Here is a 20,964-nt window from a genome sequence, read left to right as displayed (position 1 = left end):
TCTAAATTATAGTTTTAATCCTTAAGCTATTACTCACAACCGAGATACTACTCAATCCCATTGCAATACTAGCAAGAACAGGAGGCATCATAGGCCCGTCAAATATGACCAATACCCCTGCCGCAATTGGAATAAGAAGTGAGTTGTAGACCATAGAAAGAAAAAGGTTCTGCTTAATTATTTTCATTGTTCCGTGTGAAAGCTTCAAAAAATCTATTGCTTTAGATAAGTCACCCTTAACTAGTGTTACATCAGAAGCATTCATCGCAACATCCGCACCTGTTCCCATTGCCATCGAAACATTAGCTTTTGCTAAGGCAGGAGCATCGTTTACCCCATCACCTATCATAGCAACATTCTTTCCCTTTGCTTGCAAAGATTCTACATAGGAAGACTTCTCAAGAGGAAGTGCATTGGCGACAAAGTGTTCTATACCAAGCTCTTTTGCTACATACTCGGCAACAATTTCGTTATCACCTGTAATCATCCACGTTTCAATACCTAAAAATTTAAGCTCATCTATAACCGACTTAGAAGTTGATTTAATTTTATCTCCGACAACAAGAGTTGCACAATGGACACCATTACAAGCAACAAATACGTAGCTACCAATTTCATTTGGAGTCAAATTTTGCTGAAACTCAATAGATGATTCTTCTAGAAGCAACTTATTACCAATTACATACTCGCGCTCATCAATGCTTGCAATAATCCCTTTTCCTTTAACTATTTCAAAAGAATCTGGCTCAGATAACGGTATCTTTCGATCTTGTGAATACTTTACAATCGCATTAGATAAAGGATGCTCGGAAAACTGTTCTATAGAGGCAATATCCATCAATGTCGTCTCTTCATCATTATTAAAAAGGGCCTCAACAACGGAAGGCCTTCCTTCTGTTATAGTTCCTGTTTTGTCAAAGATGATAGTATCAATTTTTTCAGACCTTTCGATGATCTCCCCACCTCCAATTAGAATTCCTTTTAAGGAAGCTCGTCCAGTCGCAACAACAACAGCTGTAGGAGTGGCCAAGCCAAGAGCACATGGACAAGCGATAACAAGTACAGCAATCATATTTGAAATAGCATTTCCCCAAAAAGGTTCAGGACCTAAGAAAAACCAGCAAATAAAGGTCAATACTGATATTGCAATAACAACAGGTGTAAAGATAGAGCTTATCCTATCCGCAAATTGTTGAATCTTTGGCCTTGATCCTTGCGCCTGTTCAACAAAAGCAATAATTTGTGACAAAAATGTATCCTTCCCAACTTTTGTTGCTATATACTCAATGACACTATCTCCATTAATTGTTCCAGAATAAACAAGATCATCGCTACTTTTTAACAATGGTACTGGCTCACCAGTAATCATAGATTCATCTATCAAGCTAGAGCCTCTCAAGATCTTTCCATCAACAGGAAATTTCTCCCCAGGCTTCACTCGCAAGACAGAACCTTTTTGAACCTCATCAATATCCACTTCAACAAATTTTGAATCTATTTCTACTAGAGCTTTCTTAGAGGATAATTTAAACAATGAATTTAGGGCCTCTTTAGTCTTCCTCTTTGCCCTTTCTTCAAAATAATTCCCAAGGTAAACAAAAGAAATAATAAAACCTACGGCTTCAAAATAGACCTTTTGAGTAAGTCCAAAAGAAACTGAAGCGTCATTAAATACTGTTATTATTGCACTATAGACAAATGCAGCAGTTGTCCCTAGCCCGATAAGCGTATTCATATTAGACTTACCAGTTAAGAAAAATCGAACTAAAGACTTTTGAAACTTAAGTCCAATCCATGCCCAAATTGGTAGACATAGCACAAGCTGAATAAACCAATTTACCTCCCTATTGGGCCATCCCATGAGTGGCCACATCGCAAGGGAAAAAAGAAGTAAAGACAAAGCAATAGAAATATAGAACTTTACTAAATAATTCTCACCACTTGTTTTCTCAGTAGGCGTATGAAGTTCATCACTAGTCGAGAAACCTAAACTTTGAACTTTAGACTTGATAACATCTAGTAATTTATCATCAGAAATTTCAAAGTAGGCAGTTTCAGTAGCATAATTTACACTGCTTTCTAATACTCCATCAATTTTCTTAACTTCAGCTTCTATAGAAAGAGCACAACTGGCGCAACTCATTCCACCTATAGCAAGAGTTACTTTAGACATTAGAAATCTTCTTCATACTTAAAATACTAAAGCCAAGATCTTCTAGCTCTTTCTTCGTTGCCATGTTAGAAATGCTATCGTCTAACTCAATAAGCACAGACTTATTCTCAATTGAGACATCTACACAACTGATCATATTATTATCAGCAAAATGATTTTTAATCTTATTTACACAACTATTACAGTTTATACCGTCTACATTAAATTCTATTTTCTTCATTATTAATTTCCTTAGTTCTTTTGGAAAGATTACGGCAACAAATCATTTTAAGTCAAAATAATTACACACCGTCTAGCAACATCATCAATAATTATAAATACTAGAGTTCAGAAATGTCGCACTTAATTAATATCCATGGGCGTCAAGACACTGCTCTTGCTCTTCTCTACAGTAAACACATTCAATTAATGACATAGGTGCAACCTCATTAACATCTGAAGCTAACTTCTTAAAATTGTTTACTGGTTCTTCTTCAATATGATGGGGAGACATATCACCACATTGTTCACAAAATTTCTCTATTACATAGAATGAGTTTAATTTTTCGCTGTTTACAAGTTCATCAAAGCAATCGTCAGTATTATTGTCCATTTATTCCTCTTAATTAGTCTTTCTATATATGCTTGTTGAGATATTTACGCAATTTATTGTAATAAATTCATAAACTACGAGACCGTAGCTAGAAGTAGCTACGTAAATTCGCTTAAGTGTCTAGATATGTGTATATAAGCACATGACAAAAAACTTTAAAGACTTCAAATTAAACGAATCCCTTCTAATAAATCTAGAAGAGCTAAATTTCAAATCAATGACTCCTGTTCAAGAAATGAGTCTTCCTCACGTCCTAGACGGCAAAGATGTTCTTGCACAAGCAAAAACAGGAAGTGGAAAGACAGCAGCATTTGGACTAGGTATCTTAAATCAACTTGATCTTTCAAGAATGAGTATTCAGTCTCTCGTTCTTTGCCCTACAAGAGAACTAGCCGAGCAAGTTGCAAAAGAACTAAGAACCCTTGCGAGAATGCAAAAGAATGTAAAGGTCCTAACAATTTGTGGTGGAATGGCCCAGATTCATCAAGAAAATTCACTCGCGCACGGTGCACATATAATTGTAGGAACTCCAGGTAGAGTTTTAAGACTTATTAAATGTAAGGCATTACAACTCCATAGAGTTGAAACTCTTGTTCTAGATGAAGCTGACAAGATGCTTGATATGGGTTTTTACGATGATATTTTAACAATTAGAGAAGAGCTCGTAGAAGATATCCAAACACTCTTATTTTCAGCAACCTTTCCTGATGAAATTAAGTCTCTTAGTAAAGACTTACAAGAAGATGCAATAGAAGTAACTATCGATGTCGAGCATGATTCATCTTCTATTGATCAAGCCTTTTTCGAAATGAATGATCATCAACAAAAAAACCAAGCTCTAATTAAGATTCTAGCTAACTATAAGCCTGAAAGATTAATTGTATTTTGTAAGACAAAAGTCATCACTGACAATGTAGCAAAACTATTAAACAAAGAAGGTATCCTGGCCTGTGCAATACATGGAGACCTCGAACAAAATGAGAGAACATCAGTGCTTACAAAGTTCTCAAATAGAAGTCTTTCTGTTTTAGTTGCTACAGACGTAGCTGCAAGAGGACTCGATATAAAAGACTTAGAAGCTGTTATCAATTTTGATCTACCTAATAATGCTGAATCTTATGTTCACAGAATAGGTAGAACAGCACGAGCAGGAAAAAATGGACAGGCATTTAGCTTATTTACTCGAAAAGATCTCTATATTCTAGATGATATTGAAGAGCTAACAAATCTTAAATGCAATATTGAAAATATTGATGACTTAAGCGATGAGAAAACTTACGATCTGTCACCACCAATGAAGACAATGTTTATTGCTGGAGGAAAGAAGAGTAAGCTTAGACCTGGAGATATTCTGGGAGCTCTCGTTGGCGAGGCCGGTATTGCGGCTACAGATGTTGGAAATATTTCGATTCTAAATGTCGTAAGTTTTGTAGCAATCAAAAGTGAACTCATAGATTCCACAATTCAAAAGCTACAAAATGGAAAGATAAAGAACAAGAAGTTCCGAGTAGGATTAGCCTAGGCTAATCCACTGATGGAGCCGGTGCTTTCTTAAGTTTTTTAAGCTTAGGTCTTCTTCTTTTTTGAGTTTTATCAGGAATAAGATCTCTTAAAGAATCAAGTCTTCCAAAGCAAACAAGTTTATCACCAGCAAGAAGTTCTCTCTCACCTCTTGGATTTGGAATAACTTTTCCCTCTCTGTGAAGAGTAAGAACATTTACATCTTTTTCTTTTAATCCTGAAGCAACAATAGTTTTCCCTACGTATTCTGATTCAGCCGGAATATAGACTTCAGAAACACCAAAACCTTTACTAAGAGAAAGCTTTTGTCTGATATCAATTTCAGGGAAGTCTACTTGAGCTGCAATATAGTCAATCATCGCACCTGCGATATCTTTCTTCGTACAACCTTCAATTCCTTCAAGTCCTGGAGAAGAGTTAATCTCCATAATTTGTGGGCCATCGTGACCTTCAAGCATATCAACACCAGCGATCCCAAGGCCTAAAATCTTGGCTGCTCTAATTGCTGTTTCTTTATATTCATCAGATAGCTCAACAAGTTCAGTCTTACCACCTCTGTGCACATTACTTCTAAATTCTTGTCCTTGTGCAACTCTTCTCATAGCAGCAACTACTTGATCACCAATAACGATGGCACGTATGTCTTTACCTTTACTTTCTGCTACAAATTTTTGGATGAGAATATTCTGTTTTTGACTTTGCAATAGTTCAATAATTGATGTCGCCGACTCCATAGTATGAGCAAGAAGAACTCCAATACCTTGTGTCCCCTCAAGTAACTTAATCACTATAGGAGCTCCGCCGATTCTCTCAATCGCAGGAATAACATCGGCCTTATTCTTTACAAAAGTTGTATAAGGAAGACCAACATGAAGCTTACTAAGAATTTGAAAACTTCTTAACTTATCTCTTGAGTTTAAAATTCCATCAGCAGAGTTAGCACAGTAAACATCCATTTGTTGAAACTGCCTAACAACAGCTGTTCCAAAGTACGTAACCGAAGTTCCAATACGTGGAAGAACAGCATCAAAGTGACCAATTCTTTTAGAGTTATAATATAAATCAGGATCACCTTCTTCTAGATCAATTGCAAATTTCAAAGTATTAAGTACCTTAACTTCGTGTCCGCGCAACTTGCATGCCTCTACAAGTCTCTTCGTACTATAATTATGTTTCTCTCTAGATAGAATCGCTAACTTCATGGATGAACCCTTTTCAAGTAATAAAGCTATATATTCTCATTTTCATTAAGATTAATCTAGAACTATTCTGTAATAATAATAAATAATACATATTGAAATTCTTCACTTTTCATATTCCATCAAAAGAAGTAAAAAGCTCAAAAATTAAAAAAAGGAATCATCTATGAAAGCACTCATTACACTTGCCCTTTTGGCACTTAATACTCAAGTACTAGCGACCTGTTTCTACTCTGGATCATTCGTTTGCCAAGCGAACGAGGGAAAGTACGGAGCAACGACGGCAACAGAACTGGTTCAATTTACCTTTCTATATAAGTCTGAAACGACTTGTGTGTCCAACGCTGATCTTAAAGTTATTAAAAACAGTATTGTTGAAGAATATAAAGATATGGGTACATTTTCTGAGGAATGCAACCCAGGTTTTGAGCAAGATGTTTACGTAAATAGAGTTAACTTACAAAAGTTCTCTTTCCCGATGGCAGGATTCAATAACGTCGACAAACTACACGAAGCTCTTAAGACAAGCATTCAGTCAGTAGATAAGAAGTGTAAATTTAATATGGGAAGAAATCCCAAATTATATAATTGCTTACTCGACGTAAGAGACCTAGATTTAAACTAAGCCCCCTTATTTATTATCATGAAGCTGATGCCGATATTCAGCTTCATGTTCGATAAAACTATTTAACTCTTTTCTTACTATAGAAAGACTTATCACAATCAACTAAGAATTTCTTTCTAAAGGCCGTTCTACCTAAGAGCATTCTAAAGCCCATTTCGTCACGATTTGTCAGAGTGATCTCAACTGGCCATGTTTCATCTAAAAGCTTCACATTTGTTAAGATAACAGGTCTCTTTTCAACCTGACCGTTAGAGCTTCTTATCTTACGATATTCAATGACTTCTTCTCTACAAACAATTGAAGTCTTATCGTCCTTTTGATAAGGGTGCACACTAAACTTTGCATACTCTTTTCCTGCACGATGATAGAATGTCATATCAAAAACATGAAGCGAAGAAGTTCTAGCTCCAGAGTCAACCTTAGCTTTAACTGACTTAACACCTATCTCAGGTAACTCTACCCACTCTCTCCATCCAATTATTTTCTTCAAAGCAATCCTCACAACATAAATCTATGAACAAATATATTTTTGTATTGTAGCACGTGTTTTATTTTTTAGGGGAGTAGAAATATTAAGAAATGAAGATTTGAAAAAAGAAAAAACATGAGGAAAGAAGATCTTTCCTCAACGTTATAAAACTACTAAAGCTTTCTTACTTGAACTGCACAAGGTCCTTTTTGACCTTCACCGATTTCGTAATCTACTTTATCATTTTCATGTAAAGTTCCATCATCAATTGAAGAGATGTGTACGAATAGATCTTTACCACCGTCATCCGGAGTTATAAATCCAAAACCTTTCTCATCATTAAAAAACTTTACTGTACCTGTACTCATTGCTAATCCTTTCATTATTAAGTAGTGAATTACTTAATTTTACTATTTTTAATATATATACATTATTTATTCCCTTAATGGAAATATGAGTTTCATGACATTTAGCACACGATGCAAAAAAGATGCATAAAATGATGTAAACCACTTGAATTACGTAAAACTAAAGTAAAATATTCAAATATTAGATATGTAAGAATTGTCTAAAAAATGGAAGATAATGAAAAAAGCCCAAGAAATTGAAATTAATTGCTCTAGTTGCCGTGCTCTTTGCTGCAGATTAGAAGTTCAATTAATCGATGATTCTGATGATCAAGTCCCCGAAGAATACACTACTAAAGTGAATGGCATGTATACGGCCATGAAACAGGCTAAAAATGGCTACTGTATTGCTTTAAATACTGAGACAATGCTTTGTACTATCTATGAACAAAGACCCTTTCTATGTCGAGAGTATCAGGCAGGTGACTATGACTGCATGATCGAGCGAGAAAAGCTAAAAGAGCTTGTGTAAATTTGCCTAAAATAAAACCAATCTAATCCGATAAATAGTAATGAAATCTACGATGATAACGCTACTATTTACTACACTACTTTTGTCGTCGTGCTCTTCACATAATCTTCGATCCCCAGCTCAATTAAATAAACCTCTTTCTTGTAAAGAAGCTGTTCAATTCTTCTTTAGTCAAAGCAAACGAGATCTCTACGATAGGTTTGTAGGAAAACTTCACACCTCACAAATTATTGATACAGAAATCTTTAAACTACAAGGAAGAAAAGTATCAGCTATAGAGGAAGTTCTTGAAACAGCTGCTATAAAAGAAATTGATCTAACTGCTCTTGGCAACTCAGGCTCAACCAAACCTACTCTTGTCATTCTTTCCGATGGTACAAAGGCCGTATGGAAGCCACACAAGCGAATAAAACTTTCAAATTACCGGGCCGAGGTTTTGGCCTATGAACTTGATGTAAAATTTGGCTTTGGCCTTGTTCCCCCAACCGTAGTGCGTACTATAGATGGAGATATCGGATCCCTACAATTATTTAAAGAAGGTACCGCTGGCGTACTTCTTAAATACCATAGAGATAATGAACTATTAAAGAATCCAACTCGTCTAGAACTAGACTTAAAAAAACAGACTCTATTTGATTACTTACTTCTAAACAATGATAGAAACGTCAATAACTACCTCTTCGATAGTGAAAGTAGAATAATTTCTATCGACAATGCGAGTAGTTTCACTGGGCATGGTTATAAGAAAGTTAGTCTAAAGACAAGCGAGAATAAAATAAAGGATTTTTTAAACACTAAAGAAGGTCAGAAAATTCTACTCAATCTAAAGAAATCACTCACGATAGAATTTGAAGAAGAAGTTATCTCTTATCTAGGACACGCGGATGCGAGTTTGTTCTTTGAAAGAATCAATCATGTAATAGCATTGGCAAATGATCACTAATCTAGCGAATAAACTTCTCTTCGTATAAGCACTTTTCAAGATAAGGACTTATAGACCACTCTTTTTTGAACTCAAGATACTGTTGCAGTTTCTCTTCTCTTTGAGACCCTGAGCGATCTATAAAGTTACACCTCAAAAGAATATTCTTAGCAGTATGTTCAAGATCTATAAACTCCATGCTTTGAACTTTGTATCCACAGGCCTCTAATAATTGGGCCCTCATTGTATCAGTTACTAAAGAGGTCATCCTTTCACGAAAGATACCATGCTTTAGTAGGACTTCCGACTCCCTAGAGCTCAACTGCTTATTTAGCTCATGCTGACAGCAAGGGACGAACATCATCTTCTGTGCTTTATTTCTAAGTGAAAAGAGAATCGCATCATCTGTAGCCGTATCACAGGCATGTAAAGTAACAACAAAGTCAACATCATCATCAGTGGTAAAGTCGTGAATAAAACCATGAACAAACTTCAATCCACTAAAATGTAATTTTCTAGAAATTTCATTGCAATGAGAAATAACCTCTTCTTTTAAATCTATACCAGTTATTTGTATTCTTATCTTCTTAATATTTTCAAAGTAATGGTAGAGAGCGAAAGTTAAATATGATTTGCCACAACCAAAGTCTACTGCATGCAAGCTATCCACTTCTTCATTCTTATAGAGGTCATCAACCATTTCAAGAAAACGATTAATCTGCCTGAATTTCTTATAGTAATTTGTTTTAACTTTGCCATACTTATCCATTACTCCAATCTCAATAAGAAAAGGGCATACAACTCCATCAGGGATCAAATATTTCTTAGTTTTATTATGTTTCTTAGATACCTTAGTACTACCAGTACTAAATACGACTTTAGACTTTAACTTACTATTGATAAGAATTTGAATATCCTCATTACTACTTTTTAAATGACACTGCTTAAAGCCCGCAAGAAAATTAGGAAGTTCATTATTTATGAAATCTATTTTTTTTACTGTTTTAATATCATTATGCTTCTTGTAACGATATTCAACTTTTAACTCCTGCGAAGATTGAACTTTATATACAACAAGACTCTTTAGCTCATCACTCTTTGAACGAGGAGAAGAAAATGTACACTTTTCAAAATTCTCAGAATTTAGATTATTTGTAATAATTGAGATAGCATTATCCATAACATATTCCTTAATTTTGTTATAAGCTTAGATAGTAGCAAAATTAAGTAACAAAAGAAGCATAAAAATAAATGACACTAGGGTACTCCATGAAAATACAAAGTAAATTTCCACATATGAAAACGACTATTTTTACTCAAATATCTCAATTAGCAAATAAACATAATGCTGTAAATCTCGGACAAGGATTTCCTAACTTCTCTGCGTCTGAATATCTTCTCGAAAGATTGGCCTTCCACACAAATGCTGGACTAAATCAATACGCCCCTATGACTGGACTAGAAAAGCTAAGACAGAGCATAGTTAAGTTACATTCCAAAGTATACTCTCAAGAAATAAATGGTGATGATGAGATCACAGTGACAAGTGGTGCTACAGAAGCAATTTTCTGCGCGATATCGGCCATAACAAGACAGGACGATGAAGTGATATTCTTTGATCCAAGCTATGATAGTTATGCTCCAAATATAGAATTAAATGGAGGTGTACCAGTGAGAGTTAACCTCAATGGGGACTTCTCCATTAACTGGGAGCTCGTTGCTAAGAATATTACTTCAAAAACTAAGGCCATTATACTGAACTCTCCCCACAATCCTTCAGGAAAGTGTCTCACAAATGAAGATTTAAACTCTTTATGGGAACTTGTTGAAGATAAGAATATATTTATAATTAGTGATGAAGTTTACCAACACATAATATTTGATGCCAAAGAACACCTATCCCCTTTTAATGATCAAAGATTTAGAAGTAGAACGTTTGCCATTTCCTCATTTGGAAAAAGTCTTCACGCGACAGGATGGAAGGTCGGATATTGTGTTGCCCCAAAAGAGCTCTCAACAGAATTTAGAAAAATACATCAATATGTAACTTTCTCAACTCCAGCAAATATGCAAATGGCAATCAGTGACATGCTCGATAATAAAGAAGCTGAAATTCTAGTGCTTTCTCAATTTTACCAGTACAAAAGAGACCTTTTCCAAAAAGAACTCGAGCAAACTGACTTTACAATTTTGCCATGTGAAGGAAGCTTCTTCCAACTTGTTGATTACTCAAAGATAAGCACGGAAGAAGACACAGTATTTTGCACGCAGCTGATTGAGAAGTATAAAATTGCAACAATACCTCTTAGTCCTTTTTACAAACAACCTCCTAAGCAGAGACTCATTAGATTCTGTTTTGCAAAAGATGATAATACTTTAAAATCTGCTTTAAAAAGTCTACAGAAATAGATCTATAGATATGGCATAATGATCTGAAAAATTACTTCTATGGACATTATAGTTCTTAGACTCGATCTCTAAATTTGATAGAAATCTATCTAAGCGACGACTGGGTTCATCAGGAAATCTCGTACTTGAGGCCAGAGCATTATTTTCAACATCGAATGTATAGGTCTTATCTCCATTACTGTGATCATGGTAAAGATTAGCTGATGTTGTAGACTCCGAATCCTCATCACCAAAATTCATATCACCACAAAGAATAAAATTGATTCCGTCTTCAAAATACTTTTGATAAAGATGATCTAATTGCGCAAGCCGTATCTGTTCATCATCAAGGCAGCTTTCAAGATGAACCGAGTAAATCCTCAGTAATTGTTTAGATACTTTAATATCAATAAAAGGAGCTTGCCTCGACAACTGAGATGGCAAATTGATAATCCCTTTGTTTAAACTTGAAAGCTTAGAGATAATGATATTTCTGTAACGACCTTCCCCATAAATTCTTTGCCCATACTCAGAACTTAAACGTGGACAGCTATTTAGAAGCGTTAAAAATGAATCAGTAACTTCCTGTAAACAAATAATATCAAAATGATGATTCTTTAAAAAACTAATGATCTGTGGATAACGAACTTCACCAGATTTATCATCAAAATATATATTTAGACTTAAGATAGAGATTTTTTCTTTTGTATTCATTACTTCTATAATACCTGTAAAAAAATACAAGATAAATATTATATTTTAGAAGATATCATATCTTTCCAACAACTCCATCAGTCGCTCTCTATCTTTTGAGCTTGGTATAAAGCTGTTTGAAATATACGGTGAAACCGATCTACGATCAAAGTAGAACTTTCCTCGCTCTGGCTCAACTGTTTTCACAATGAGCCAGACAATCGTATCGCCCCCCTGCTCACAAGTTCTCAGTCTTTTGGAGGTAAACTTATGAAATTTAGGAAGCGCCCCCTGAATACCTGTAGTATCAACCCACCCGGGATGCATAGAGTAAAAAGAAAAACCATCCCATTCGCTCATTTTTGATAGTTCTTCAACTAAACTCACCTGCGCACGCTTTACATTTGCATAGGTATCAACCTTATCATAAGTCGTTTTATTTACTAGCTCATCAAGAGAGAGTTTTTTCAAATACATTCCTCCGGAGCTAACCCAAATAATACGAGCTTTATTAACGATCTTTTTAGAAAAATTTAAATATTTAAGAAGATAGTAATGTCCAAATAACTGTGACGCAGCCTGATGCTCTACTTCGTATTCATTGTGTTTCATTTTTTCTGGCATACCACCAGCATTAAAGATGAGATGATCAAACTCAACGCACTCTAGCGAAAACTGCTTAAGTTCCTTCCAGTCTGACATGTCCATTTGAATAAAGTGTAGTCCGTCCACTTCAAGCATCTTCCCCTTTTCAATACTTCTCCCAGTTATATAAACAGTGGCCCCAAAAGAGTGAAGTCTCTTTGCCACTGATAGACCAATACCTGAAGTTCCACCTGTAACTAAAACATTCTTTCCAGAAAGATCGACTAGTGTATCTTTATCAAAGAATTCCGCATGCCTATAATATCCACTTTTATCAAAAGAAAAAACAATCAACCTATCCAAAAGATGATCAAGAAATGAATAAGAATAGAGTGCCTTTATACTGATTGGAAAATATAAGGACCAACTAATTAAAACGATTAAATAAAAAGTTTTCTCTCTATCCGGATTTAAAGTTAACTGACTAAGCTCGATACCAAAATGATAAGATGCTAAAGCACAAAGTGATCCAAGAACAGATAGGACTCCCCAGTGAGTGCTCTTAAACTTAGAGAAGAAATCAATATAGTAACCACATATCAAAATCCAAAGAGAGACCATCCATATTGGAAAGCTTGAAGTAGAAATAATATTGAATTTAAACAATACTAATTCCTGAATAGTTCCCCAAAGAGTTGTAAAAACAACAAATAGAAAAAACTTTTCTTTATGTCTAATATTTTTAGAAATCTTTGAAAGGATTAAAACTATTATCACAGAAAAAAGAACACTAACAATACCATTCATTTGCGACATGTATTTAACAATGACAAACCAAAATAGCTGTAGACCTAAAAGTTTTAAAACCATCATATTCCTTAGATAGACATTTTCTTTACTAGTATTTTATAGAAAGATCTTACAAGAGGTATTTTTAACAACATTTCTTCACCAACATCCCAATAATCTCTATGATAATTTATCAACCCATTCTTCCATTTCAAATGGCTACTTCCATGAATAGTATGAACTTCTCCCTTCAATTGAAATTTAAAATCCCATGTAACGAACGTTTGTTTGTCTTCAGCTATCATGTCTATAAATATAAACTTCGGGTCATGAAGTTCCTCGAACATATGTACAAAGATTTTCCTTACATTTTCGATACCATTTAGTTCATTAAATGGATCTTTAAAAAAACAATCTTTATGATAAAATTTTGAAATATCGACAAGCGTATTTAAGCTTAATCCTTCATACCAGCTCATCAATTCTTTAGAATTATTCATTTAAACTCCCCAATAACTTATTCCTTAACCCCTGCGCACTTGTCTTTTCTCCAAGCCATATATTAAGAAATTGTCTTGAGAAATCTAAACTATCTATTCTACCAATTTCTTCGGTTGAGTTTAAAAAGAAGGTTATTCCACTAGCAGGCGAAAAGTAAGCAGTTATCGTATCTCCCTCTTTTACATTAGGGAAGATCATATCTAATTTGGGGAACCATATCTTGAGTTCTTCCTCACTCATTCCCATAGAACTCAGCTCTTTAACACTTTGTTGTGCTATGTCTCGTCCCTTGAAGTCTCTCAGATACTTCAACTCAAGCTTAAGAGGCTTTGAGAATAGCGATCCTCCCTCTATTCTCCACAGTTTAGCCTCATAAACATCTATAAAAAACCAACTATATTTAGCTTGTCCACTAAGTATATATTTCGGTTCAAAAGAAAGAGAATTAATACTAACTAGAAATAGTGAAAGTCCAAGTAATATCTCTTTCATAGCGAGGCCTTTGACAACGTAAATTGAGACACGCCTATCTTTCCAGCTCTAAACCCACCTTCACAATATTTTAAGTAAAACTCCCAAGTTCTATAGAAAGAATGATCAAAACCTAAAGAATGAATATCTGGATAAAGCTTCGTAAACTCTTTTTCCCATTCATTAAGTGTTCTAGCGTAACTTTCGCCAAAGTCTAGACGATCAGTCACAATAAGATTTCTCTTTGAAGCTGTTTTTTCAAAAACTTCAACTGATGGTAACATACCTCCAGGGAATATATATTGTTGAATAAAATCAGTTCCCTTTCTATATGAATTAAAGTCAGCATTATTAATTGTTATACTTTGTATTATTGCAGTCCCATTAGGGCTTAAAAGATCATCAAGTTTTTTAAAGTATGTTTTCCAATACTCCTGCCCTAAGGCCTCAAACATTTCAATCGATACGATATGATCGAACTTCCCTTCTAGTTTTCTATAATCGACAAGCTCAATATTTGCCATTTCCCCGTACGAAACAAGTCTTTCACAAGCATAATCATACTGTGCCTTAGAAATCGTCACCCCCGTAACCTTAACTCCTCTTGAGCAAGCAAATTCTGCAAAGCCACCCCATCCACAACCAATCTCAAGTATATGATCACCTCTTTTGACATTTAGGTTATTAAAAATATTTTCATATTTATTCTGCTGTGCAGTATAGAGGTCCTCATTTTCACGAAAAAGAGCACTAGAGTAAGTCATTGAACGATCCAACCATCTTGAGTAAAAATCATTACCTAAATCGTAATGAGCATAAATATTCTTCCGACTCCCTTCAAGAGTATTTCTATTTAGTAAATGCTTAATTCTGTAGAAAAAAATCTTAAATATTGAACCCTTTATTACCCTTTCAAGGGCGTGCCCATTCTCAATTCCAAATTCAATAAGTTTAGAAATATCTCTAGATGCCCATAATCCTTCTATATATGCTTCACCTAAACCGATATCACCTTTAGTAAAAAGAAACTCGCAAAACTTCCAGTCGTATATTTCAATATGAGCATGAGTCCCATCTCCCTTGCTTCCTCTAAAGTCCATAGCACTTCCATTGGGAAGAGTGACACTTGCAACGCCATAATCAATTCGTGAAATCGCTCTTAAAAAAAGCTTTCCCCAGTACGGTATATGTTCAGAATCTGCGTTTATCTCAACTTTCGAATTCATAAGTAACCTCTTTGTCTTTTTGCTTAGGCTTAGTAAAATACTTTATTTTTTTTAGAAATAATTTTAGTGCTTGATAATGAATTCTATATAAAATCATAATTGAATAGACAGGGTACTTTATCCATAAAGAAAGAAAATTACCTACCGTCCACTCTAATTCTCGCCCCTTTATTGATGTCACAATTTGCTCTACTTTATTATCAAATAATTTGATAACAACAGAATCTTCCTCAAAGGTAAATTCGTAATTACCACAGACATCATAAAATGGTGAGACATGAAACTCTTTTGGAAGTACTCCCTTTTTCCCATGTTTAACAACATAGCAATGTCTCTGTCCAAAAGTATTATTAACTTCACAAATAACTGCAACGACCTGATCTTGCTGATAACAAAACCAAAAACTAACGGGATTAAATACATGACCAAGAACGCGAGGGAAAGTTTGTAAAACGATTTTACCTTTAAAGCTACGAATTCCTGATTTGGACAAAATCCCTAAGGCCCAATCTCGTAATGATTCATCATCTCCTGATCCATGATCCTTACTGTAGAAAGAAAAAAAATTAAACTTATTTAAGCTAAAAATTGTATTTCTTAATGAGTCCACTTGATCTAAGTCAAATTTAATGTAGAATCCGCCATAGTGAAATTCATTTACCTTTGGTAAGAATCTCTTATGATAAATATCGGCTACAAATAACTTCCTCATAAGATCTCGATAGTCTCGGAAATATTGTCAGATTTTAAAATCTGTCTAACCACTTTCTTGGCACTTAAAATACCATCTTCGTGAAACCCGTACCTCATCCAGGCACCAGCAAAATAAATTCCACCCTCGCCATTTAGCTCATCTATCCTTTTTTGTGAACTAACTGCATGAGTATCAAAAAGCGGGTGTTCATATTGAATTTCTTTAAAAACTTTTTTAGGATCTATTACATCAACAGGATTAAGAGACACGATAATTGGTTGTAAAGTAGGAAGGGGCTGCAATTTATTAATCAAATAACTTACAGAAACATTATCTGCTCCATCCTTATCTAAAACTGAAGAGTAATTCCATGCTGCCCAAGCTCTTTTATTTTTAGGCAATATTGACGAATCATAATGAACTACAGCTTTATTTGGCTGGTACTTAAAACTCTCTAAATTCTTCTTAATTTCATCATTAGCGAACTTTACTATTTCTAGTGCCTGAGGAGGATGTGTACAAACGATACAGTAATCAAAATGCTCTATTTTTCTATTCGATACTATTCGAACTTTTCCATTAATAGACTCAATTGACTTTATCTCTACGTTTAAATATTTCTTATCCAATCTCTCGAGTGCCTTAGCTACATAATTGCGACAACCACCAAGGACAGTCTTCCATTGAGGACGATTAAATATTTGCAAGAGACCATGATTCATGCAAAAAACTAAAAATGTTTTAGCAGGGAACTTGAGCATTTCATCTGTCGGAGTTGACCAAATACAACCTCCCATCGGTAGTAAATACCATCTTTTAAAATCATCGCTGTAGCTTTCCCTAGAGAGAAGATCTCCAAGAGTGATATCTAAGTCATCTGTACAATAATCCAGATAGCGCTTTGAGTTTTTATTAAATCTCAATACCTCAAATAAGAACTTATAGAACCTATAGCTAAAAAGATTTTTGAGCTGGGCAAATACTGTTAGCAAATTTGTCCCCGCCCAAACAATATTTTCAGAAACCCTCTTTACAGAGAAGGTCATGTCACTTGGGTGGACATTAATATTTAGCTCATTAAAGAAATCAATTAAGTTAGGATATGTTCTATCATTATGTACTAGAAATCCTGTATCAATTGGAATAGTTTTATTCTCAAAGCTTATATCTATAGTATTTGTGTGACCTCCAAAGTAATTACTCGACTCTAGAAGTGTTACATCGTATCCCTTCTTAATTAAATAATAGCAAGAAGATATACCTGTAATGCCTGCGCCTATAACTGCTATCTTTTTCATAAGAACTCCAAGAGCAGATTAGTTACCAATTTTGTAATTAGCTAATAGTTCATCAAAGGTTTCAAAGTCGGGAACAACCCTTACGTTTGTTATATTTTTAAAATTAGGAAAGTCTTTCTCATGACCACCACCTAACACAACTTCAACCTTACTTTTTAAATGCTTATCTAGGTCTTTTAAATACTTCACAATATTCTTGTCATAATTCCACTTATCTGAAGACACGACTCCCATTACAACGGTTGAAACCTTAAGTGCATTTAATGCTTCTCCCAAACACTCGGCCGGGTGAGAAGCACCAAGGTAGCTTGTAGATATTCGATTAGATCGACATACAATGTCTGCGATCAAGATAGACAATTCATGTAAATTTCCATCAGGTGTAGCAAGTGCAATCTTTCTATTCATATCTCCAATATTTGGTATTGTAAGTTGTCCAAGCTGGTCTCTGACAATCGTTGAGATAATATGTTCTTGCGTCACAGAATAATTGCCTAAAGCGACCTTTGTACCAATCTCTTGCATAACTGGTAGAACAACACTAAAAACAAACTCTTTCGCACTAGAGTTCATTCTCAAATACTGAATTTCTTTAGCAACATCATCTATATTATAACTAGATAAATATTTAAAAAGCTGAGCGATACTTATGTTAGTGTGCAGATTTTCTCTAACTTTATTCGATGGTTCTGTCTTAACAAGCTTATTAAGATCACTGATACTGAGGTTCGCTATTTTAGAAATAGCATGACCGTCATTAAGTAAAGTAGAGATTAGTTTTCCTTTTTGCAGGTCCTCTTCACTATATAATCTCTGTCCGCCATCAGTTCTCTCAGGTTTAAATATATTGTAACGGGCCTCCCAAGTTCTAATAGAATGTGGCTGAACGCCACAAGCATTCGACAAAACCTTAATACCTATATTTTTCTTCATACCTTAACCTATGGACAAATGATTAACTCTTGATTAAGATATCACTTAAACAGAAAGTAATCAACACAAGGTAAACTTAAGTGGAAAAAAAGTGTAACGTTGCAAAAAAGTCCATACAATTTCAACTATTTAGTCAAAGACAGAGAATAAATTTTATTAATTCTATACTTGGAATTAAGCCATGCAGCCTTATTGGAACCATAAACAGCACCAAAAAGACTAATCTATCTATTGTAAACTCAACCTTCCATCTGGGTGCCAATCCATCATTAGTTGGACTCATAATACGACCGGATATATCCCCTAGGCATACCCTTGAGAATATAAGGGATATTAAGAAATTTACAATTAATCATGTTAATAGCGATATTTATCAAAAGGCCCACCAAACCAGTGCACGCTATAGTGCTGACACATCGGAGTTCGAAGCAACAGGTCTTACAGAAATGTATCATGAAGACTTCATCGCCCCATTTGTCAGCGAGTCTAATATTCAACTTGCAATGAATTTCGTTAGAGAAATTTCTATCACAGAAAATGCAACCCATTTAATCATCGCAGAAATTGAATCTGTTTATATGAAAGAAGATTATTTAGGAGAAGATAAATACGCAAATCTTGAAAAAGCAGATACCATTTGCACAAGTGGCCTCGAGACATATCACTCAATTAGTCTCCTACAAAGACTTCCATACGCAAAAGTTCCTAGCTCTTAACAAAATTATATGGTCATACAAGATTCATTAAACTATATTCTCACAAAATATAGGAAGCTCTATGACAAAAATATTTTTATTAATTACTGCTACATTTATATGGGGTTTGGGTTTTGTCGGTACACGCTGGACTCTCACTGACTTTTCCCCTATTTGGTCAAACTCATTAAGGTTTTTATTCGCCGGTTCTATTTCTTTGATTCTTCTATATAAGAACTACAATATTCTCAAAGAAAGAGGAGTTATATTTTCTTCAATTCTATTAGGAGCGGGTCTGCAATTACAGACGATAGGCATTGCTCATACTACTCTTGCCAAAAGCGGTTTTCTTACTGTTTTCTATGCCATTTTCACCCCCATACTTACGGCGATCTTACTTAAGACAAAGTTGCGTCTGGCCTATTGGGGTCTTGTCTTAATGGCATTTGTAGGTATTGCAATGCTGTGTGAACTGGAAGTAACAAATATTAATTTGGGCGATATTTATATTCTATGCTCTGCCCTTTTATTTTCACTACACATACTTGCAGTCGATAGGTATGGACAAAATAGAAATGCTTTTCACTTTAATTTTGCACAGTGTGTGTATATTGGAGTTTTTTGTACACTCTTTGCCCTTCTGTATGAAGGAAGCGTTTCTCTAGCTCCCCTATATTCTACGAATGCCCTGAAAATAGATAGCTCGCTAAGCGGCTTTTTCGTTCTGTCTATTTTCTCTTCGTTAATAGCTTTCTCTTTACAAGTTTATGCTCAACAAGGGATTCCACCACATATTGTTAGTCTAATCTTTTTGGCCGAATCAATATTTGCTTCCATATTTGGATACATATTCTTTAACGAGATTCTTACACCACTCGCGATGAGTGGATGTTTTCTTGTTTTATTAAGCGTTGCTCTCGTCCCCGTTCTAACTAATTACAAAAAAGATGCTAAAAAATCGTAATTACTCTATTCTCAAAAAAAATATAGATTTACTTATTATGATGTATGGGAAGACTAAAGCTTGCGATATAAATATCTTCATTTTTACGAATTTTAAGCTCACTAGAATGAAGAGAAAGAATTTCTGAAATTATTTCGATACCAAAACCAATGGAGCTAGATTCAGTAACACCTCTTGGACTAAAACTTACTTTTTTCTCATCAACTTGATTCTGAATTTCAAAGGTAGTAAGTCCCTTATCATTCTTTATAGAAATAGTCACCACAGAGTTTTCTTTAGAGTATTTCAGAGAGTTAGAGATTAAGTTTGCAAAAACTTGCATAATTCTCTCTTTATCTACTAGTACTAAACTAGAATCAAAACTTTTAACAAAGCTCAATGAAGCAGCTTTGAAACGTCTTTCATTCTCTTTTATACTTTCATTTACAATATCAGAAAGAATAAAACTATCGCGATCTAGACTAACTTTTCCATCGCCAACGATGGAAACCTCAAGTATTGAATGGACGATTTCAAGCCCAGAAGACGCGGCTTTCTTTAATTCTTCCAACATTTCAAACTTTTCATCTTCATCTAAATCAGGAAATATATCGACAATGGAAATAATACTTCCCAGTGGTGTTCTTAAATCATGTGCAACATATCCCGTTAACTTACGAATTCTCTTATAAGCATTTTCGAGCTTCTCCTCTTTATCTTTTAAGACAAGAAAACTTCCTATTGAAGACGCCAGCATAGATATCAACTCTTTTTCGTATTCAGAAAAACCATTTTCTCTAATTGATGTTGATGAAAAATTAAGAGTTCCAAAGATGATATTATTTTTATAAATAGGAGCAGACAGGTAAGACTCTAGTTTCATATTTTGATAGACAGGATGACTTTTCATTTCATCCATTTTTCCGACATGTGGAAAACCAAGAATAGAATTTGACCTAATGACTTCTCTACAATAAGTCCCCTGAAGTTCAAATTTATCACCACTAATTAAAGTGTCTCCTGGTGAAATAACATCACAAATAGTATACTCTTCACCATCAATTTTAGAAACAATACCAATTTCCATTGAGAATATCTTCACTCCTACTTCCAAATATTCCTTAATAAGTAGATTTAGATCTGTGTAATTCTTAGTTGTAAGTCTATGAATCAATTTAAGATTCGAGCTAAACTTCTTTAATAGTTCAAGCTCTGACTGACCTTCATGTAAAGACAAGTATTCTTCTTCATTTATAAACTTAGGATATTTCATTCCATTATTTTATAAGACATCTTAAAAATAACAAGAAGTATTATTGAATTTAAAAATAATATTGAATGAGGATGAGGATATAGATCTTCAAATCT

General features: G+C 34.5%; 23 protein-coding genes. 7 read left to right on the top strand and 16 right to left on the bottom strand.

Annotated elements, in window-relative coordinates:
* Position 1 precedes the first annotated feature (1 nt).
* The 3 genes from DPQ89_RS10095 to DPQ89_RS10085 form a co-directional block, all read right to left on the bottom strand.
* Positions 2 to 2,173, bottom strand: coding sequence for a cation-translocating P-type ATPase (locus tag DPQ89_RS10095; protein ID WP_127716814.1), 2,172 nt, complete (start codon positions 2,171 to 2,173; stop codon positions 2 to 4).
* Positions 2,166 to 2,393 carry a heavy-metal-associated domain-containing protein gene (locus DPQ89_RS10090; RefSeq protein ID WP_127716813.1) on the bottom strand — a complete coding sequence of 76 codons (228 nt, stop codon included), beginning with the start codon at positions 2,391 to 2,393 and terminating at the stop codon, positions 2,166 to 2,168. Before DPQ89_RS10090 ends, DPQ89_RS10095 begins: the two co-directional genes overlap by 8 nt.
* 126 nt (positions 2,394 to 2,519) lie before the next feature.
* Positions 2,520 to 2,765, bottom strand: coding sequence for a hypothetical protein (locus DPQ89_RS10085; RefSeq protein WP_127716812.1), 246 nt, complete (start codon positions 2,763 to 2,765; stop codon positions 2,520 to 2,522).
* A gap of 142 nt (positions 2,766 to 2,907) precedes the next feature.
* Between DPQ89_RS10085 and dbpA the strand changes: the two genes are divergently transcribed.
* The gene (gene dbpA / locus DPQ89_RS10080) at positions 2,908 to 4,287 is read left to right on the top strand and encodes an ATP-dependent RNA helicase DbpA (protein ID WP_127716811.1); all 1,380 of its coding nucleotides are present in this window, start codon (positions 2,908 to 2,910) and stop codon (positions 4,285 to 4,287) included.
* A 1-nt stretch (position 4,288) separates the two neighbouring features.
* On the opposite strand, the gene DPQ89_RS10075 is transcribed toward dbpA, so the two are convergent.
* Positions 4,289 to 5,488 carry a RimK family alpha-L-glutamate ligase gene (locus tag DPQ89_RS10075; protein WP_127716810.1) on the bottom strand — a complete coding sequence of 400 codons (1,200 nt, stop codon included), beginning with the start codon at positions 5,486 to 5,488 and terminating at the stop codon, positions 4,289 to 4,291.
* A gap of 163 nt (positions 5,489 to 5,651) precedes the next feature.
* Here DPQ89_RS10075 and DPQ89_RS10070 point away from each other — a divergent pair, with 163 nt between their 5' ends.
* On the top strand, positions 5,652 to 6,110 hold the full coding sequence (locus DPQ89_RS10070; RefSeq protein ID WP_127716809.1) for a hypothetical protein: 459 nt from the start codon (positions 5,652 to 5,654) through the stop codon (positions 6,108 to 6,110).
* A gap of 58 nt (positions 6,111 to 6,168) precedes the next feature.
* Here DPQ89_RS10070 and DPQ89_RS10065 read toward each other — a convergent pair whose 3' ends face one another.
* Together DPQ89_RS10065 and DPQ89_RS10060 are read right to left on the bottom strand one after the other, a co-directional pair.
* A complete protein-coding gene (locus DPQ89_RS10065; RefSeq protein ID WP_241558827.1) occupies positions 6,169 to 6,600 on the bottom strand; it encodes a RimK/LysX family protein in 432 nt (143 codons plus the stop codon).
* Between the two features lie 152 nt (positions 6,601 to 6,752).
* Positions 6,753 to 6,947 carry a cold-shock protein gene (locus DPQ89_RS10060; protein WP_127716808.1) on the bottom strand — a complete coding sequence of 65 codons (195 nt, stop codon included), beginning with the start codon at positions 6,945 to 6,947 and terminating at the stop codon, positions 6,753 to 6,755.
* 217 nt (positions 6,948 to 7,164) lie between these two features.
* On the opposite strand from DPQ89_RS10060, the gene DPQ89_RS10055 reads away from it, so the two are divergent.
* Together DPQ89_RS10055 and DPQ89_RS10050 are read left to right on the top strand one after the other, a co-directional pair.
* Positions 7,165 to 7,458 (top strand): YkgJ family cysteine cluster protein, encoded by a 294-nt coding sequence (locus DPQ89_RS10055; RefSeq protein ID WP_127716807.1) that lies wholly within the window; start codon positions 7,165 to 7,167, stop codon positions 7,456 to 7,458.
* Between the two features lie 40 nt (positions 7,459 to 7,498).
* Entirely contained in the window at positions 7,499 to 8,401 is a 903-nt protein-coding gene (locus tag DPQ89_RS10050; protein WP_127716806.1) for a hypothetical protein, read from the top strand.
* A 1-nt stretch (position 8,402) separates the two neighbouring features.
* On the opposite strand, the gene DPQ89_RS10045 is transcribed toward DPQ89_RS10050, so the two are convergent.
* A complete protein-coding gene (locus DPQ89_RS10045; protein ID WP_127716805.1) occupies positions 8,403 to 9,560 on the bottom strand; it encodes an SAM-dependent methyltransferase in 1,158 nt (385 codons plus the stop codon).
* An 89-nt stretch (positions 9,561 to 9,649) separates the two neighbouring features.
* Between DPQ89_RS10045 and DPQ89_RS10040 the strand changes: the two genes are divergently transcribed.
* The gene (locus DPQ89_RS10040) at positions 9,650 to 10,789 is read left to right on the top strand and encodes a methionine aminotransferase (RefSeq protein WP_127716804.1); all 1,140 of its coding nucleotides are present in this window, start codon (positions 9,650 to 9,652) and stop codon (positions 10,787 to 10,789) included.
* Here the strand turns inward: DPQ89_RS10040 and DPQ89_RS10035 are convergent.
* Genes DPQ89_RS10035 through DPQ89_RS10000 form a run of 8 tightly spaced genes read right to left on the bottom strand, consistent with a single transcriptional unit; the run spans position 10,778 to position 17,958 of the window.
* Positions 10,778 to 11,482, bottom strand: coding sequence for an endonuclease/exonuclease/phosphatase family protein (locus tag DPQ89_RS10035; protein WP_127716803.1), 705 nt, complete (start codon positions 11,480 to 11,482; stop codon positions 10,778 to 10,780). The genes DPQ89_RS10040 and DPQ89_RS10035 overlap by 12 nt on opposite strands.
* A gap of 45 nt (positions 11,483 to 11,527) precedes the next feature.
* Complete coding sequence (locus DPQ89_RS10030; protein WP_164848346.1) at positions 11,528 to 12,916, bottom strand: SDR family NAD(P)-dependent oxidoreductase; 1,389 nt, start codon at positions 12,914 to 12,916, stop codon at positions 11,528 to 11,530.
* Between the two features lie 8 nt (positions 12,917 to 12,924).
* Entirely contained in the window at positions 12,925 to 13,335 is a 411-nt protein-coding gene (locus DPQ89_RS10025; RefSeq protein ID WP_127716801.1) for a nuclear transport factor 2 family protein, read from the bottom strand.
* Positions 13,328 to 13,828 carry a chalcone isomerase family protein gene (locus DPQ89_RS10020; RefSeq protein WP_127716800.1) on the bottom strand — a complete coding sequence of 167 codons (501 nt, stop codon included), beginning with the start codon at positions 13,826 to 13,828 and terminating at the stop codon, positions 13,328 to 13,330. Before DPQ89_RS10020 ends, DPQ89_RS10025 begins: the two co-directional genes overlap by 8 nt.
* Positions 13,825 to 15,033: a cyclopropane-fatty-acyl-phospholipid synthase family protein gene (locus tag DPQ89_RS10015; protein WP_127716799.1), complete on the bottom strand. Its 1,209-nt coding sequence runs from the start codon at positions 15,031 to 15,033 to the stop codon at positions 13,825 to 13,827. The genes DPQ89_RS10020 and DPQ89_RS10015 overlap by 4 nt, the downstream gene beginning before the upstream one ends.
* The gene (locus DPQ89_RS10010; RefSeq protein ID WP_127716798.1) at positions 15,017 to 15,745 is read right to left on the bottom strand and encodes a DUF1365 domain-containing protein; all 729 of its coding nucleotides are present in this window, start codon (positions 15,743 to 15,745) and stop codon (positions 15,017 to 15,019) included. The genes DPQ89_RS10015 and DPQ89_RS10010 overlap by 17 nt, the downstream gene beginning before the upstream one ends.
* The gene (locus DPQ89_RS10005) at positions 15,742 to 17,025 is read right to left on the bottom strand and encodes an NAD(P)/FAD-dependent oxidoreductase (protein ID WP_127716797.1); all 1,284 of its coding nucleotides are present in this window, start codon (positions 17,023 to 17,025) and stop codon (positions 15,742 to 15,744) included. The genes DPQ89_RS10010 and DPQ89_RS10005 overlap by 4 nt, the downstream gene beginning before the upstream one ends.
* 18 nt (positions 17,026 to 17,043) lie before the next feature.
* Positions 17,044 to 17,958, bottom strand: a complete 915-nt coding sequence (locus tag DPQ89_RS10000; RefSeq protein WP_127716796.1) for a MerR family transcriptional regulator — start codon at positions 17,956 to 17,958, stop codon at positions 17,044 to 17,046.
* Between the two features lie 80 nt (positions 17,959 to 18,038).
* Here DPQ89_RS10000 and DPQ89_RS09995 point away from each other — a divergent pair, with 80 nt between their 5' ends.
* Together DPQ89_RS09995 and DPQ89_RS09990 are read left to right on the top strand one after the other, a co-directional pair.
* Positions 18,039 to 18,674 carry a flavin reductase family protein gene (locus tag DPQ89_RS09995; RefSeq protein ID WP_206611159.1) on the top strand — a complete coding sequence of 212 codons (636 nt, stop codon included), beginning with the start codon at positions 18,039 to 18,041 and terminating at the stop codon, positions 18,672 to 18,674.
* Positions 18,675 to 18,735: 61 nt separating this feature from the next.
* Positions 18,736 to 19,617 carry a DMT family transporter gene (locus DPQ89_RS09990; protein ID WP_127716795.1) on the top strand — a complete coding sequence of 294 codons (882 nt, stop codon included), beginning with the start codon at positions 18,736 to 18,738 and terminating at the stop codon, positions 19,615 to 19,617.
* Between the two features lie 28 nt (positions 19,618 to 19,645).
* Here DPQ89_RS09990 and DPQ89_RS09985 read toward each other — a convergent pair whose 3' ends face one another.
* Entirely contained in the window at positions 19,646 to 20,869 is a 1,224-nt protein-coding gene (locus tag DPQ89_RS09985) for a GAF domain-containing sensor histidine kinase (protein ID WP_127716794.1), read from the bottom strand.
* Between the last annotated feature and the right edge of the window lie 95 nt (positions 20,870 to 20,964).

This window comes from Halobacteriovorax sp. HLS (genome assembly GCF_004006665.1).
Taxonomy (GTDB): domain Bacteria; phylum Bdellovibrionota; class Bacteriovoracia; order Bacteriovoracales; family Bacteriovoracaceae; genus Halobacteriovorax.
The sequence above is the reverse complement of the archived record's forward strand: the minus strand, read 5'-3'. Positions and strand labels throughout refer to the sequence as shown.

Excerpts from the sequence above, each read along its gene's own strand:
- DPQ89_RS10070 (WP_127716809.1), top strand. The coding sequence starts at position 5,652 with ATGAAAGCACTCATTACACTTGCCCTTTTGGCACTTAATACTCAAGTA.
- DPQ89_RS10085 (WP_127716812.1), bottom strand. The coding sequence starts at position 2,765 with ATGGACAATAATACTGACGATTGCTTTGATGAACTTGTAAACAGCGAA.
- DPQ89_RS10055 (WP_127716807.1), top strand. The coding sequence starts at position 7,165 with ATGAAAAAAGCCCAAGAAATTGAAATTAATTGCTCTAGTTGCCGTGCT.
- DPQ89_RS10090 (WP_127716813.1), bottom strand. The coding sequence starts at position 2,393 with ATGAAGAAAATAGAATTTAATGTAGACGGTATAAACTGTAATAGTTGT.
- DPQ89_RS10020 (WP_127716800.1), bottom strand. The coding sequence starts at position 13,828 with ATGAAAGAGATATTACTTGGACTTTCACTATTTCTAGTTAGTATTAAT.
- DPQ89_RS10005 (WP_127716797.1), bottom strand. The coding sequence starts at position 17,025 with ATGAAAAAGATAGCAGTTATAGGCGCAGGCATTACAGGTATATCTTCT.
- DPQ89_RS09985 (WP_127716794.1), bottom strand. The coding sequence starts at position 20,869 with ATGAAATATCCTAAGTTTATAAATGAAGAAGAATACTTGTCTTTACAT.
- DPQ89_RS10045 (WP_127716805.1), bottom strand. The coding sequence starts at position 9,560 with ATGGATAATGCTATCTCAATTATTACAAATAATCTAAATTCTGAGAAT.
- DPQ89_RS10040 (WP_127716804.1), top strand. The coding sequence starts at position 9,650 with ATGAAAATACAAAGTAAATTTCCACATATGAAAACGACTATTTTTACT.
- DPQ89_RS10050 (WP_127716806.1), top strand. The coding sequence starts at position 7,499 with ATGAAATCTACGATGATAACGCTACTATTTACTACACTACTTTTGTCG.
- DPQ89_RS10035 (WP_127716803.1), bottom strand. The coding sequence starts at position 11,482 with ATGAATACAAAAGAAAAAATCTCTATCTTAAGTCTAAATATATATTTT.
- dbpA (WP_127716811.1), top strand. The coding sequence starts at position 2,908 with ATGACAAAAAACTTTAAAGACTTCAAATTAAACGAATCCCTTCTAATA.
- DPQ89_RS09990 (WP_127716795.1), top strand. The coding sequence starts at position 18,736 with ATGACAAAAATATTTTTATTAATTACTGCTACATTTATATGGGGTTTG.
- DPQ89_RS10010 (WP_127716798.1), bottom strand. The coding sequence starts at position 15,745 with ATGAGGAAGTTATTTGTAGCCGATATTTATCATAAGAGATTCTTACCA.
- DPQ89_RS10060 (WP_127716808.1), bottom strand. The coding sequence starts at position 6,947 with ATGAGTACAGGTACAGTAAAGTTTTTTAATGATGAGAAAGGTTTTGGA.
- DPQ89_RS10095 (WP_127716814.1), bottom strand. The coding sequence starts at position 2,173 with ATGTCTAAAGTAACTCTTGCTATAGGTGGAATGAGTTGCGCCAGTTGT.
- DPQ89_RS10025 (WP_127716801.1), bottom strand. The coding sequence starts at position 13,335 with ATGAATAATTCTAAAGAATTGATGAGCTGGTATGAAGGATTAAGCTTA.
- DPQ89_RS10000 (WP_127716796.1), bottom strand. The coding sequence starts at position 17,958 with ATGAAGAAAAATATAGGTATTAAGGTTTTGTCGAATGCTTGTGGCGTT.
- DPQ89_RS10030 (WP_164848346.1), bottom strand. The coding sequence starts at position 12,916 with ATGGTTTTAAAACTTTTAGGTCTACAGCTATTTTGGTTTGTCATTGTT.
- DPQ89_RS10075 (WP_127716810.1), bottom strand. The coding sequence starts at position 5,488 with ATGAAGTTAGCGATTCTATCTAGAGAGAAACATAATTATAGTACGAAG.
- DPQ89_RS10015 (WP_127716799.1), bottom strand. The coding sequence starts at position 15,033 with ATGAATTCGAAAGTTGAGATAAACGCAGATTCTGAACATATACCGTAC.